Below are 14,787 nucleotides of genomic sequence, written 5' to 3'. Positions count from 1 at the left end.
ATGGCCACACTAATCGCTGAGAACCTGGCGAAAGCCTACAAAGGCCGCCGCGTGGTGGAAGATGTTAGCCTGCAGGTAAAATCCGGTGAGATTGTCGGCCTGCTGGGCCCCAACGGTGCGGGTAAAACCACCACGTTTTACATGGTAGTAGGTATTGTGCCGCGCGATGCGGGGCGTATCGTGATTGATGATGAAGATATCAGCATTCTGCCGCTGCACGCCCGCGCACGTCGCGGCATCGGCTATCTGCCACAGGAAGCCTCGATTTTCCGCCGCCTGAGCGTGTACGACAACCTGATGGCTGTACTGCAAATTCGTGATGACTTAACGGAAGAGCAGCGCCAGGATCGTGCCAACGAGCTAATGGAAGAGTTTCATATTGCACATTTGCGCGACAGCATGGGCCAGGCGCTGTCAGGCGGTGAGCGTCGTCGTGTGGAAATTGCTCGTGCACTGGCAGCGAATCCGAAATTTATTCTGCTGGATGAACCTTTTGCCGGCGTTGACCCCATTTCGGTTATCGACATCAAAAAAATAATCGAGCATTTGCGCGACAGCGGCCTTGGCGTGTTGATTACCGACCACAATGTGCGTGAAACCCTCGCAGTCTGTGAACGCGCTTATATCGTCAGCCAGGGACATTTGATTGCCCATGGCACGCCTGATGAAATTCTTGTAGATGAGCAGGTTAAGCGTGTTTATTTGGGCGAAGAGTTCAGACTCTGATAAGGTGTTGTAACACCCTACGTTTGCTTAGGAAATTCTAACCGAATTATGAAGCAAGGTTTGCAACTCAGGCTCAGCCAACAGCTGGCGATGACACCACAGTTGCAGCAAGCAATTCGCTTGCTGCAACTCTCTACGCTTGAACTCCAGCAAGAACTCCAACTGGCGCTGGAAAGCAATCCGCTGCTTGAACAAACCGATCTGCATGAAGAAGTCGACGCACGCGAATTTCAGGATCAGGAAAGCGATTCGTTAGACACGCGCGAAGCACTTGAACAGAAGGATATGCCTGAGGAGCTGCCGCTCGACGCGACCTGGGATGAAATTTATACCGCTGGTACCCCTTCCGGCACAGGTACCGATTATCAGGACGACGAACTGCCGGTCTATCAGGGTGAAACGACTCAATCGCTGCAGGATTACCTGATGTGGCAGGTTGAGTTGACGCCTTTCACCGATACCGATCGCGCCATTGCCACCTCCATTGTCGATGCCATTGACGACACCGGCTATCTCACCGTCAGCTTACAAGATATTTATGACAGTATTGGCGATGAAGAGCTGACGCTGGAAGAAGTCGAAGCCGTGCTGAAACGCGTACAACGTTTCGATCCGGTGGGCGTAGGTGCGCGCGATTTACGTGATTGCCTGTTAGTTCAGCTATCGCAATATTCCGCCGCAACACCCATGCTGACAGAAGCTCGTTTGATTGTTAGCGAACATCTCGATTTACTGGCCAATCACGATTTCCGCAGCCTGATGCGCGTCACGCGTCTTAAGGAAGAGGTGCTAAAGGACGCGATGCTGCTGATTCAGTCGCTCGATCCGCGTCCAGGCCAGTCGATCAATACCAGCGAGCCGGAATATGTGATTCCTGATGTGCTGGTGCGTAAAGTCAGCAAACGCTGGACGGTTGAACTCAATTCCGACAGCATGCCGCGCCTGAAGATCAATCAGCAATACGCTGCGATGGGCGGTGCCGGACGTAATGACAGTGACAATCAGTTTATTCGCAGCAACTTACAGGAAGCCAAGTGGCTGATTAAGAGCCTGGAGAGCCGCAACGACACGCTGCTGAAGGTGACACGCTGTATCGTTGAACAGCAGCAGGCGTTTTTTGAGCAGGGTGAGGAGCACATGCGTCCGATGGTACTGGCGGATATCGCTCAGGCCGTTGATATGCATGAATCCACCATTTCCCGCGTCACCACGCAGAAGTATTTACACAGCCCGCGTGGCATCTTTGAATTGAAGTATTTTTTCTCCAGTCACGTCAACACCGAAGGCGGCGGCGAAGCCTCTTCCACGGCGATTCGTGCACTGGTAAAAAAATTGATCTCTGCGGAAAATCCCGCAAAACCCTTGAGCGACAGCAAACTGACCTCCATGTTATCCGATCAGGGCATCATGGTAGCGCGACGTACGGTTGCTAAATATCGCGAGTCTTTATCTATACCGCCATCAAACCAGCGTAAGCAATTGGTTTGACCGAACGAAGAAGGAAGACCTATGCAGCTAAACCTTACCGGACATAATGTTGAAATTACCGAACCTCTGCGTGAATTTGTAAATAGCAAATTTGCCAAACTGGAACACTATTTTGATCGTATCAATCAGGTTTATATTGTTCTAAAAGTAGAGAAGGTAACGCAGATTGCGGATGCAACACTGCACGTCAACGGCGGGGAGCTGCACGCCACATCGGAAGCGGAAGACATGTACGCGGCCATCGACGGGTTAATCGATAAGCTCTCCCGTCAGCTGACCAAACATAAAGACAAACTGAAAAAACACTAACCTTCACGCTTGCAGAGTGCTGACTGATTCGGCACTTAGAGCCAGGATGGGGCGGATTTAACCGCCCCGTTTTGTCATCTGCGCAAGCGCCAACGGGCGCAGGGCAATGAAACCCATTGTCTGCTCCTTGCGGCTATGTGAACTCGCAAGTGAAACGATGATGAACAACGATCTAACACTGGAATTGAGCTCGGTCCTTTCCCTGGACTGTACCCGTAGCGGCGTACACTGCCAGAGTAAAAAACGCGCGCTGGAAATTATCAGCGAGCTGGCAGCGAAGCAGCTCAATCTGCCGCACCAGACGCTTTTCGAAGCAATCCTCACCCGCGAACGTATGGGCAGTACCGGCATTGGCAACGGCATCGCCATTCCACACGGCAAGCTGGAGGAGGACACGTTACGCGCTGTAGGCGTATTTATCAGCCTTGATCAGCCTATCGCCTTTGATGCGGTTGATAACCAGCCGGTTGATCTCCTGTTTGCTCTGCTGGTCCCCGCGGACCAGTGCAAAACCCACTTGCATACGCTTTCGCTTGTCGCCAAGCGTCTGGCGGATAAAACCGTCTGCCGTCGTTTACGCGCGGCACAAAGCGACGAAGAGCTCTACGCCATTATCACAGAAGCTCAGGAAGCACACTCTTAAGCGACAAATACTTTTACCGGCGTCTTCGCCGGTTTAAAACGGGAGAAATGTGATGGTGCTGATGATCGTTAGCGGTCGTTCAGGCTCAGGAAAGTCAGTTGCGCTGCGTGCCCTTGAGGACATGGGTTTTTACTGTGTTGATAACCTGCCGGTCGTGCTGTTGCCAGAGTTGGCGAATACCTTAACTGAACGCAACATCTCTGCGGCGGTTAGCATTGACGTGCGTAACATGCCTGAATCGCCGGAAGTGTTCGAAGCCGCGCTCAATAATTTGCCCGACACCTTCTCGCCGCAGCTACTTTTTCTTGATGCCGATCGCAATACACTGATCCGTCGCTACAGCGATACACGTCGCTTGCATCCGCTTTCAAGCAAAAATTTGTCGCTGGAAAGCGCCATTGATGAAGAGAACGATCTGCTGGAGCCACTGCGATCGCGCGCGGACCTGATTATTGATACATCAGAAATGTCAGTCCATGAGCTGGCAGAAATGCTGCGCACGCGTCTGCTAGGCAAACGTGAGCGTGAGCTGACCATGGTGTTTGAGTCGTTCGGCTTTAAGCACGGCATTCCGATCGACGCTGATTATGTTTTCGACGTGCGCTTCCTGCCGAACCCACACTGGGATCCCAAACTGCGTCCGATGACCGGTCTGGATCGTCCAGTAGCGGCGTTCCTTGATCGTCACACTGAAGTGCATAATTTCATCTATCAAACGCGCAGCTATCTGGAAATGTGGCTGCCGATGCTGGAAACCAATAATCGTAGCTATCTGACCGTCGCCATTGGTTGTACCGGCGGGAAGCATCGCTCAGTGTATATCGCTGAACAACTGGCAGATTATTTCCGCTCACGCGGCAAAAACGTGCAGTCTCGTCATCGCACTCTGGAAAAACGTAAATCATGAGCGTGAAGCAAACCGTTGAGATTCGAAACAAACTGGGCATGCACGCGCGCCCGGCAATGAAGCTGTTTGAGCTGGTGCAGAGCTTTGATGCGGAAGTGCTGTTGCGCAATGAGTCCGGCACTGAAGCCGAAGCCAGCAGCGTGATTGCGCTGCTGATGCTCGACTCAGCCAAAGGCGGCCATATTGAAATCGAAGCCAGTGGTCCGCAGGAAGTGCAGGCACTGGCAGCGGTTATTGAACTGTTTGAAGCGGGCTTCGACGAAGACTGAACGTTTTAGTGCAGCTTGTAACGATTCAGGAAGCCCTCTCCGCCCAACTGCCGCATCTGACGCATAATCCATTGCTGACGCTGGCGAGTGTAGCCTGAGGGCGCATCGGCGCGGAAACGGATCGGATTGGGCAATACCGCCGCTAATAACGCCGCTTCCGACATCGTCAGGCGGCTGGCGGGTTTATGGAAGTAGCGCTGGGAAGCCTCTTCGACTCCAAACACGCCGTCGCCGAATTCAGCAATATTCAGATAAACCGTCAGGATGCGACGCTTAGTCCAGACGGTTTCAATTCCCACCGTTAACCCCGCTTCCAGCCCTTTGCGCATCCAGCTACGCCCATCCCAGAGAAACAGATTTTTCGCCGTCTGCTGTGACAAAGTTGATGCGCCGCGCATGCGCTCTTTACCCTCGTTATCCAGCACTGACTGGATGGCATCGACGTCAAAACCCCAATGCTCAGGAAACTTTTGATCTTCCGAAGCAATCACTGCCAGGGCCATCCACGGTGAAATCTCATCCATGCCGACCCAATCCGAGTGCGCGACATAATCAAAGCGCCCATTGAACCAGGCACCAATCTGCCGCTCGACCATCACCGCGGAGAACGGCACAGGTAAAAATGCAAACAACAAAATGCCCGCTAGCCAGATGCCAAGCCAGGCGAGCAGTACTTTTGCAATCAGCAGTTTAATTCGTTTTCCCAGCGTCCCTTTACTCTTACTCATGCAATTTTCTCTTACCTGTTCCCTGTATTAATCAATCACCCAAGTCATGATAGCGAACACTCGCGTCTCACCACCAAAATTTATCCACATACACCCAATGCCATGAGGGTTAATTGTTGCCTAAGCAACCAACGTTCCTCTATTAGAGCCAATCACATCAAGCACTTCCATTAAAAAGGAATCGGTTCCATCGCGTTACACCGGGCAGGTGCTGCAGGCTTGCACACTTAACTAAATGTGATATCGCTCACGTAAAATCTTTCACAAAGCTTAACTATAATTTTTAGTAGTGTTCGAAGATGCTCATTGTTGAGCAAGACCATTCTGAAAAACACCGCTGAATTGGTGCCATCCTGTGCACATTCTGGCGCAGTAATGGTAAAGCGATATATCGCACGTTTGGTTTACATAATTCATTAAACTGGAAACTGGAACTTTCTGCTGATGGTTTCCAAAACGTTTTGGATAACCCAGCGGGAAATGGAAATTTACTATTTAATATCAGCACGTTAAACTTACTTAACTTCAATTTTTCGCCCGATTGAGTTTTTCGCCGCATCTGCCGGCCTTTTCCTGCTGTCGAGTGAAGCAAAACCAGGCAAAAAACAGATTAATTGGTCAAAAAAGGTGCAATATGGCAAAGAAATTAATTCCTTGCTTGACTGTGTCAGCAAATTAATGTTTTCTGTATTTAATCGCTGCTCAACATCACACAATTTAATGAATCTTGTCGCAAGCATTGGCGAATTTGTTAAGGTGATTTTGAAGCGTTAACCAATACCAAACTGTTGCTTTTTTATTCGACCTCTAATAATAGCAGCAGTACCGATTTCCCTGGTGTTGGCGCAGTATTCGCGCACCCCAGTTTCGACTGGGGTCATTTTTTTCTAACGTCCTGTACTTTTTCCCGCTCCGCAACCCACTCACGTAACACGTTCACGTCCTGCAGCCACTCCTGTTTTAGCTCGTCGATCCACTCCTGTACGTTGTCCCACCACGCTGGCAACTCCGGCGACTGAATCTGCTTCGCCAACTGTTGCAAATGCAGTAAACCAACCGAACCCGCCGCGCCTTTGATTTTGTGCCCTTCTTCCGCAATGCCTTTTTGGTCACGCGCCATCATGTTGGAATCCAGCACCTCGAGATAGCCCGGCATCATCTGCTCAAACATGGTGAGACTTTGCGTAATCAATCCTGGGCCAACCAGTTCAATGTATTGCTCCAGCATTGGCACATCTAACAGCATGCGTGATTGCTCGGCTGAGGACTCAATAACTAACGCCTCCTGTTCCGGCTGATAATCCCAGAACTTTTTGATCATCGCCGTCAACGCCGGTACGGCAAGCGGTTTGCTCAACACATCATCCATGCCTGCATCGAGATACTCTTTTTTGTCTTTCAGCACGTTTGCCGTCAGGGCCACCAGCGGCGGCAAGGATGTGCCAGCATGACGCTGATGAATGGCGCGCGATACGTCGAGCCCGGTCATATCCGGCAGCTGGATGTCTAACAACACCAGATCGAACTCCTGCGGATCAAACATCGCCAGCGCGTCTGTACCGGTCATTGCGACTTCAACGCTGCAGCCCAGCTTCTCCAGTACCGAACGCGCCACAATGACGTTGAGTTCAATATCCTCCACCAGCAGTACGTGCAGCGCCGGCAATGGCATGCTGTCATCCAGATTGTCGTCCTCAACCTCCTCAGCGACGCGTGGCGCGTTGATCTCGACGGTGAAGCAGGAACCCTGCCCCGCAACGCTACTCACGCTGATATCGCCGCCCATTGCCTGTGCCAGCCGACGCGATACCGCCAGACCAATACCGGTGCCCGTCGCCGGTTTGCCGCCATGCTGATCCTTCACCTGGTAATACATCGCGAAGATCTTATCCTGCTCTTCCTGCGGAATGCCCATGCCGGAATCCTGCACTTCAAAGTGCAGCGTTTCGTCCTGGCGATAAGCAACACGCACCACAATTTCGCCCTGCTGGGTGAATTTCACCGCGTTGCCAATCAGGTTCCAGAGAATCTGACGCAAGCGCGTGCCATCCGCCGAGATTTTATGCGGCAACGGCAACTCTGGCGCCATGACAAACTTCAGTCCTTTGGGCTGCGCCAGCAGACCGGAGAGGTTTTCCAAATCGGCAAGGAAGCCGGTGAAATCCAGCGGCTGATTATCCAGCTGCACTTTGCGGCGTTCGATTTTGTCCACTTCGATGACATCATTGAAGATGTTGCCCAGCGTGATGGCCGAAACATGAATGGTTTTGAGGTACTTGAGCTGCTCCTGATTGAGATCGGTATCCAGTAGGATGCGACTTAGCCCAACAATGCCATTAAGCGGCGTACGCAGCTCGTGGCTAATAGTAGAGATAAAGGTGGTCTTCTCGCGGCTGGCATTCTCCAGCGCGTCCTGATAGCGCTTACGCTCGGTAATATCGCGACCAAAGCCCATCAGGCCACTGCGTTTTCCCACGCGGTCGTAATAGGGCACTTTACGGATCTCGAAGCAGGCTTTGCGCCCATCGGGATATTCCAGCCACTGTTCGTACGTCAGCGACACATTGTGACGGAACACCTTCTCATCGGTTTCCAGCACTTTGGTGGCGGCTTCATCATCGTAAATATCGCGCGGCGTCAGGCCGATCAGCTGCTTTTCGCTCATGCCGGTTAAGAGTTCCATGGCGCGGTTACAGCCGGAGAACTGCTTATCAATATTGCGGTAGAACACCAGGTCCGGCGATGCATCCAGGAAGGAGCGCAGGAAGGAGGATTGCTGTTCCAGCTCGATTTGTGCCTGTTCGCGCCGCGCCATCTCTTCGCGCAGCTTGTCCATCACCTGCTCACGCGCTTGTTCGGCTTTAATACGGTCGTTAATTTCCTGATTAAGCTGGGTGATGGTCTCTTTCATCTGCTGATTCAACTCAAGATCGCGCGTGCGCATCTCTTCCAGCTTATCCACCAGTTTCGACAGGCGCTGGCGTGACTCCTCCAGTTGATCGACCACCACCGAAAGAAAATAGACTGCCCAGGGCGTTATCAACAGACCGAAGAAGATCGAACGCACCACGTCGATGCTCTCAACATGGCCGCGCAACACCATGGTGACCGCCATCTGTACCACCATCGCCAGCACCACCAGCGCCGATGCTAATAGCAGTGAAAAGCGCACCAGGCCGAGTTTGACCATCAAATCAACGTAATACTGCGCTAAAAGACGAATCTGTTTCATTACGAGCTCCCTGAACGAAATCTGGCTCATGATAGCGTATTTATCGCCGCGCCGCGCCGCTTCACCTTGCCATATCGCGCGGGTTATGCCCTGTAATGGTGCACCACAGCGGCATTTCGCCGACGTTCCCCTCTATATGCGCAAAGCGCTTGACTAATTCTGCCAACTGAATAATCTGGAGGGCCGCGCTTTTGCGGGCCTTTTCTCAACATCCTGTGCTAATCAGCACTCTGGCAGCCATTCGTCGTAATGGTTGCGCGCCTTTATTGCATACCCATTCAACTTAAATGATTTTTTAATCACGCCCCGCATGATTAATTTTACTAATGGCAGCCCCATTTTGATTCAAATATGACGCCATAAGAAAAACAGATACATGCTGTGTGTGAACCCCCCTCAGCAGAATTAAATGCTGTTATAAGCATACCTGCCAGCATTGTTTAGATATCAGAGGGCTGGGTCACAGTGAGACGGCTCACACTTCCTGGGGGAATGCGCAGCGGGAGATTGACATATATTTACGCAATAAAGTCTTTTTAATCATTTAGTTAAGCGACATAAAAGCCAATTACCCTCAACAAAGCTGGCTATTTGACCTGAGTTCGCTTTCCCGATAAGTTGGAATTCCACTGGGAGCTTTCCTTGTGGGCCTGTGTCTCGGCATATCTATGCAGCAAGAAGACTCCCTCTAGATGCAAGCTATCTCCCGAAAGAGACCGGATTAAAGAGCAGCTCATTAAGGACGTGACAACAGTGTCTGGAGAGCCCTTGCTCGGTGTTGCGACGCCTGCTCTTTATGAGCGGCACAAGAATTGATACCGCCACGTTGTCTGACTCAGTAACGCGGCAGTACGCGAAATAATGCAGGTAATGTCAAAAGAAGTTTAAGGAGACTCTCAATGTCCACGCAAAAACCGAATCCCTATGGTTTGTATGATCCATCAGCCGGAAGTGACAGCTGTGGTGTAGGTTTCATTACCCGTAAGGACGGCGAGCAGACCCATGAGATCCTGCAGATGGCCCATAGCGCGCTTTGCACGGTCCCGCACCGTGGCGGCATGTCTGCCGAAGGCGTGGGCGATGGCGCGGGTGTTAACGTCGATCTCTCCCTGAACTTCTTCCGTAAGGTTACGGGCATGGCGTTGGAAGCCGGTCGGTTTGGCGTGGGTAACTTCTTTGTGCCTAAAGACGCTGAACTGCGAGCCAATGCTGAGCGTCTGGTAGAAGAAACGCTGGCGGCACACAACTTCCCGGTATTAGTGAAACGCGATATGCCGCTCGACGGCAGCGTAACACGACCGGCCGCCCTGCCATTCCAGCTGCCAATTGTGCAGTGGGTGTTTGCTGCGCCGCAGGAAGTGACAGAACAACTGGAGTTCGAACGCCAGATTTATCGCGCGCTGCTGGATATCGAAGCGCGTGCCTTTACCGAAAGCGAATTCGGCGGTCTGTATCCGCTGTCGCTCTCCTCGCGCACGCAGGTGTTTAAAGCCCGCCTGAACTCCAACGAAGTGATTCCGTACTTCAAAGATTTAACCGATGCGGACCATCAGGTGCGCGGGCTGTTCTTCCATACCCGCTTCTCCACCAACACCGATCCGCATACCACCATGGCTCAGCCGTTCCGCCTGATGGCGCACAACGGCGAGCTGAACACCGATCGTAAAAACCGTATCGCCGAAGCGGCACTGATGCTGGCGCGCGGTAAGAAAATTGTCCGTCCTAAAGGTCAGTCCGACAGCTCGCGTCTGGACCAAAGCATCCACAGCCGTTTGATGGAAGATAATCTCGACCTGATCACCGCGGTGGTGTCCATGATGCCTCCGGCCTGGGAGAACGATACCTCGCTCTCTAATGAAGTACGCGCCATGCTCGAGTACTTCTCATTATATGAAGAGAAGAACGATGGCCCTGCCGCGCTAATCTTTGGTAACGGAGAAGTGATTGGCGCCCGTCTGGACCGCCTTGGCCTGCGTCCGCTGCGTTCCGTTGAAACGGCGGAGTATATCGGTGCCATGTCTGAAGCGGGCCAGATCGCCTTCCCACCAGAAAGCGTGCTGCGTCGTGGCCGTATCGAAGCCGGCGGCATGCTTTATTACGATCACCAAGAGAAGCGCTCTTACACCACCGTGGAAGCGCTGGAAAAACTGGCAGCAGAGAAGGATTACCTCTCCCTGCTGAGCAAAGCACGCGTCGATCTGGAAGATCTGCCAGAAATCCAGGCTGAACAGTTAGGTTCTCCGCTGCGTTATCGTGGTGACCTGCAAACCTATCAGCGTTTTGTTGCTTACTACTACAACCAGGAAAGCTTCAAATTCATGATGGACCCGATGCTGCAAACCGGCGCTGAGAAGATCTCAGCGATGGGTTACGGCAACGCCATCAACGGCCTGTCCGACCATGAAGGCGGCATGGCGCACTACTTCTCGCAACGCTTTGCGCAGGTGACTAACCCGCCGCTCGACTCCATCCGTGAAGCGGACGGCATGACGCTACGTGTTGCCCTCGGCGCTAAGCCGCACCTTGGCCGCAGCAAGGGCCAGCAGATCATTGTGCCAACACCGATTCTGACGCACCTCGACATGCTGCGCCTGCGCGAGCAAACCGTCGCTCCTTACGCGCGCTTCGAGATGCTGTATGAGCCGGTAGTCGGTAAAGATATCGTCAGCCGTGCAGCCAACGCCAACGCGCTGGAAAAAGCCATCGATGACTTAGCGCAGCAGGTGGTGGATTTCGCACGCCAGCAAGGCGGCATCGCCGTGATTACCGACCGTCATATCTCCTCAACCCATGCAGCGATCCCGATGCTGTTGATGGTGTCGGCGATCAACCAGCGTCTGGTGCAGGAAGGTTTGCGTCTGGATGTTTCGCTGGTAGTAGAAAGCGGTCAGAGCATCTCTTCACACCATATCGCCGCCACGCTGGGCTTCGGTGCTTCTGCCGTTTACCCACTCGGCGTGCAGATGCGTGCGGAAGAGAAGTTCGGTGAAGGTGTCGAAGGCAATAAAGCGTTTAAACGCTATGCCAAAGCCGCTGAAAAAGCGCTGATGAAAACCATGGGCAAAGTGGGCCTGTGTACGGTTGAGAGCTACAGCTGCGGCGAGTTCTTTGAGCCGAACTTCCTCGATACTGAAGATCCGGTATTGAAGAAATACTTCCCGAATATCAAAACGCCGGTCGGCGGCGCAGGCTTCCCGGCTATCGCCCAGATGGCGGTTGATTGGCATCAGAGTTCGTTAAAAATTCAGGGCGAAGCGGAAGTCCCGCTGCTCGGCCTGTTCAAAGAGCGCGCTGAAGGTGCTGGCCACTCGTACGGCACCATTGCGGTACGTACCTTTATTGATATGACGGAACAACCGATTCGCTTTGCTAACAAAGAGCGCGAAGAGGACAACTTTATTCGTTTGATGACGCTGGCCAAGCTGGATAACGCTTTCAATATCAAAGCGGAAGCCTTTAAAGACAGCAGCTTCGAGCGCATCCCGAATGATGTGATCGACACCTTTGCCATCACACCAGATTACCGTCAGTTCTCCGGCCTGATGCACGCTGAACGTAAACGTCGTCCTGCGGCGCTACGTGACATCCTCGCGCTACCGTGCGATTTAACGCACGTGGATAGCGAAGCCGAATTCGGTCGCAAGCTGGGCCGCTACTCGCTGGTCAACAACGGCTTCGCTACGCGTGGTCTGCAATGCGAAGCGGTGAACGGCAGCCTGAACCAGTTTGAGCTGCGCCTGATTGATGCGATTGCTGGCCTGAAGCCAGAGAATGAGCGTCTGGAAGCGCTGTCACGTGCACTGAAAACCCGCTTTATCGATGATATCGAAAGCAGCAATGTGGCTGATGGTGTATTGCACATCACCGCTTACGGCAAAGCCGCGGATTATCTGTCACTGATCTTCACCGCGCTGCCATCGCTGCCGCTGGAAGAGATCCAACCGGCACATGAAATCACCCGCACCTTTGCGTCGGGCGCGATGAGCCACGGAGCGCTGGTGGCGCCGGCGCACGAAGCGGTTGCACACGGCACTAACATGGTTGGCGGCATGAGTAACTGTGGTGAAGGTGGCGAGCACTATTCACGTCACGGCACCATCCGCGCGTCACGCATTAAACAGCTGGCATCAGGTCGCTTCGGCGTGTGGGCGGCTTATCTGGCTGACCCAATGCTGGAAGAGCTGGAGATCAAAATCGGTCAGGGCGCGAAGCCAGGTGAAGGCGGTCAGCTGCCAGCACCGAAAGTGACCGTTGAGATTGCGGCAGCGCGTGGCGGTACGCCGGGCGTTGAGCTGGTTTCACCGCCACCGCACCATGATACTTATTCGATCGAAGATTTGGCTCAGTTGATCCACGATTGCAAAGCCGCGCGCGTGCGCGTCATTGTAAAACTGGTTTCATCTGAAGGCATCGGCACTATCGCCGTCGGCGTGGCAAAAGCCGGCGCCGATGTGATTAACGTCGCGGGTAACACCGGCGGTACCGGTGCAGCATCGGTTACCAGCCTGAAATATACCGGCCGCGTGGCAGAAATCGGTATCGCCGAAGTACACCAGGCGCTGTGTGCCAATGGCCTGCGCGACAAAGTACAGCTGCGCTGCTCCGGCGCGCAGCAGACCGGCAGCGATGTCATCAAATCTGCTCTGCTCGGTGGCGACAGCTTCGAATTCGGCACCACCGCGCTGATGATGTTGAAGTGCGTGATGGCGAAAAACTGTAACGTCAAATGCCCGGCCGGTTTAACCACTAACGCCGAAGCCTTTGATGGCGATCCACGTCAGCTGGCGCAGTACTTCATCAACGTGGCGCAAGAAGTGCGTGAGTTCCTTGCCCGCCTTGGTCTGCGTTCACTGCGTGAAGCGCGTGGCCGTTCGGATCTGCTGCACTTGATGGATCACCCGCTGGAAGTCGGCAAACTGGATCTGCGCGCGATGTTAACCGTGGTGCCAGAGCAGAAAATTGCTAAGCCGGTCTATCTGGAAAAAGACTTTGAACTGGATGATGGCTGGGTCAACGAACTGAAAACCCAGCTGGTTGGCGAGGCAAGCCGTGAAATCGCGCTGGGCGCCGGCATCACGCTGAACAACCGTAACAAGAGCGTGGGTGGCCAGTTGGCGATCGATATCGAACGCATGCTGAACCATGAACTCTCGAAAGAGCAACTGGCAGCATTGCCAGCGGTGCTGAAAGACGATCGCGGTCGTCACTATCTGGCGCCAGCCACCGTGCTGATCAACACCAGCGGTTCTGCCGGCCAGTCGTTCGGCGCATTCTGCAACGACGGCATGCAGATGAAACATTACGGCACCTGTAACGATGGCGTCGGTAAAGGCCAATGCGGCGGCGAGCTGGTGGTGATGTCACCGGGCGGCGGCGCACAGGATAGCGACGGCAACGTGCTGATCGGTAACTTCGCCCTGTTTGGTGCTACCGGTGGTCGTTTGTTTGTTCAGGGCCAGGCGGGTGACCGCTTCGCGGTGCGTAACTCTGGCGCAACCGCGGTAGTGGAAGGCGTCGGCGACTTCTGCTGCGAATACATGACCAACGGCGCCATCCTCAACCTTGGCACCTTCGGTAAAGGCTTCGGCAACGGCATGAGCGGCGGTTTCGCTTACCAATACGACCCGTATGGATCGCTGGCGGCACACGCAGCGGGTGATTCAGTACTGTTTGGCTCCATCGCCGATGAAGATGAAATGGCGCAGGTGCATAAACAAGCGGTGCTGACCATGCTGAACTGGCATCTGGAAGCGACCCAATCCCCACGCGCGGCATGGCTGCTAGATAACTGGGAAACCGAGTGCCACCACTTTGTTTACGTGATGCCGCGTTCGCTGTTGCTGTATCAGGATGGCACCGAGATTCTGAAGGCCAAATCGCGCAAAGATCTGCTCGAAGAGCTGTCGACGTCGCTGGCTGCGCATCAGGTAGCGAAGTTCAAATCCGCCTGGCGTGACGGTAAAACCATTGCCAACGGCGCAGTACCGGCTTACGGCGCGACCGACACGCTGGAGATGTTTGTGCTGCTGAACAACTACACCGTTCTCAGCCTTGCGCAGCAGCTGGCGCTGGGCAAGCTGCCGAAAGGCACCGCGGTGGAGGATGCAGCGGTCGAGAAAGCGGTACGTAATCTGCTGATGACCGAAGATTTCACGCTGATTAGCAAGCTGCAACGTCACGCGCGCTCCGCGATTGAGAGCTACAGCGATGACGAGCTGGCCAGCCTGATCGCCGCGAAACGTATGGCCGATTACAAAGCGGCATTGACGCAACGTAACATTCGCTCCATGGATAGCCTGGCGACTTACGGCTGGATCATTTATCAGGATGCCTGCAACCGTGAAGTCCTTGGCCATCTCCCTGATTTTGAAGAGCTGTTTGCCCGTGCTGCATTGCCAGAAATCGCTGCTGCGGTCGGGAAACTTTCCTGATTACAGCGTTACTGAACATGTGTAATTTAGACTTTATATTTTGATTGAACAGAA

Annotated in this window: 9 protein-coding genes; 7 read left to right on the top strand and 2 right to left on the bottom strand. The window is 53.5% G+C overall.

Annotation, left to right across the window (positions count from 1 at the left end; genetic code table 11):
* The 6 genes from lptB (at nt 1) to npr (ending at nt 4,342) form a co-directional block, all read left to right on the top strand.
* Nucleotides 1-726 carry an LPS export ABC transporter ATP-binding protein gene (lptB, locus tag PMI17_RS04610; RefSeq protein ID WP_007886624.1) on the top strand — a complete coding sequence of 242 codons (726 nt, stop codon included), beginning with the start codon at nt 1-3 and terminating at the stop codon, nt 724-726.
* A 48-nt stretch (nt 727-774) separates the two neighbouring features.
* Nucleotides 775-2,214 (top strand): RNA polymerase factor sigma-54, encoded by a 1,440-nt coding sequence (rpoN, locus tag PMI17_RS04605; protein ID WP_007886620.1) that lies wholly within the window; start codon nt 775-777, stop codon nt 2,212-2,214.
* 21 nt (nt 2,215-2,235) lie between these two features.
* A complete protein-coding gene (gene hpf / locus PMI17_RS04600) occupies nt 2,236-2,523 on the top strand; it encodes a ribosome hibernation promoting factor (protein WP_007886619.1) in 288 nt (95 codons plus the stop codon).
* Nucleotides 2,524-2,683: 160 nt separating this feature from the next.
* The gene (gene ptsN, locus PMI17_RS04595) at nt 2,684-3,166 is read left to right on the top strand and encodes a PTS IIA-like nitrogen regulatory protein PtsN (RefSeq protein WP_175501705.1); all 483 of its coding nucleotides are present in this window, start codon (nt 2,684-2,686) and stop codon (nt 3,164-3,166) included.
* 52 nt (nt 3,167-3,218) lie between these two features.
* Nucleotides 3,219-4,073 (top strand): RNase adapter RapZ, encoded by an 855-nt coding sequence (gene rapZ, locus PMI17_RS04590; protein ID WP_007886617.1) that lies wholly within the window; start codon nt 3,219-3,221, stop codon nt 4,071-4,073.
* Complete coding sequence (npr, locus tag PMI17_RS04585; protein ID WP_007886615.1) at nt 4,070-4,342, top strand: PTS phosphocarrier protein NPr; 273 nt, start codon at nt 4,070-4,072, stop codon at nt 4,340-4,342. Before rapZ ends, npr begins: the two co-directional genes overlap by 4 nt.
* A 5-nt stretch (nt 4,343-4,347) precedes the next feature.
* Here npr and mtgA read toward each other — a convergent pair whose 3' ends face one another.
* Both mtgA and arcB read right to left on the bottom strand, forming a co-directional pair.
* A complete protein-coding gene (gene mtgA / locus PMI17_RS04580) occupies nt 4,348-5,070 on the bottom strand; it encodes a monofunctional biosynthetic peptidoglycan transglycosylase (RefSeq protein ID WP_007886613.1) in 723 nt (240 codons plus the stop codon).
* An 877-nt stretch (nt 5,071-5,947) separates the two neighbouring features.
* A complete protein-coding gene (gene arcB / locus PMI17_RS04575; protein WP_007886612.1) occupies nt 5,948-8,302 on the bottom strand; it encodes an aerobic respiration two-component sensor histidine kinase ArcB in 2,355 nt (784 codons plus the stop codon).
* Between the two features lie 899 nt (nt 8,303-9,201).
* Here arcB and PMI17_RS04570 point away from each other — a divergent pair.
* A complete protein-coding gene (locus PMI17_RS04570) occupies nt 9,202-14,733 on the top strand; it encodes a glutamate synthase-related protein (protein WP_007886610.1) in 5,532 nt (1,843 codons plus the stop codon).
* Nucleotides 14,734-14,787: the final 54 nt, after the last annotated feature.

The organism is Pantoea sp. GM01 (assembly GCF_000282675.1).
In the GTDB taxonomy this organism is placed as follows: Bacteria; Pseudomonadota; Gammaproteobacteria; order Enterobacterales; family Enterobacteriaceae; genus Pantoea; species Pantoea nemavictus.
Note: the sequence above shows the minus strand (reverse complement) of the source record. Positions and strands in the feature narration are given on the sequence as shown.

What these genes read in the sequence shown, in the direction of transcription:
- ptsN (WP_175501705.1), top strand. Translation starts at nt 2,684, where the DNA reads ATGAACAACGATCTAACACTGGAATTGAGCTCGGTCCTTTCCCTGGAC.
- PMI17_RS04570 (WP_007886610.1), top strand. Translation starts at nt 9,202, where the DNA reads ATGTCCACGCAAAAACCGAATCCCTATGGTTTGTATGATCCATCAGCC.
- hpf (WP_007886619.1), top strand. Translation starts at nt 2,236, where the DNA reads ATGCAGCTAAACCTTACCGGACATAATGTTGAAATTACCGAACCTCTG.
- npr (WP_007886615.1), top strand. Translation starts at nt 4,070, where the DNA reads ATGAGCGTGAAGCAAACCGTTGAGATTCGAAACAAACTGGGCATGCAC.
- arcB (WP_007886612.1), bottom strand. Translation starts at nt 8,302, where the DNA reads ATGAAACAGATTCGTCTTTTAGCGCAGTATTACGTTGATTTGATGGTC.
- mtgA (WP_007886613.1), bottom strand. Translation starts at nt 5,070, where the DNA reads ATGAGTAAGAGTAAAGGGACGCTGGGAAAACGAATTAAACTGCTGATT.
- rpoN (WP_007886620.1), top strand. Translation starts at nt 775, where the DNA reads ATGAAGCAAGGTTTGCAACTCAGGCTCAGCCAACAGCTGGCGATGACA.
- lptB (WP_007886624.1), top strand. Translation starts at nt 1, where the DNA reads ATGGCCACACTAATCGCTGAGAACCTGGCGAAAGCCTACAAAGGCCGC.
- rapZ (WP_007886617.1), top strand. Translation starts at nt 3,219, where the DNA reads ATGGTGCTGATGATCGTTAGCGGTCGTTCAGGCTCAGGAAAGTCAGTT.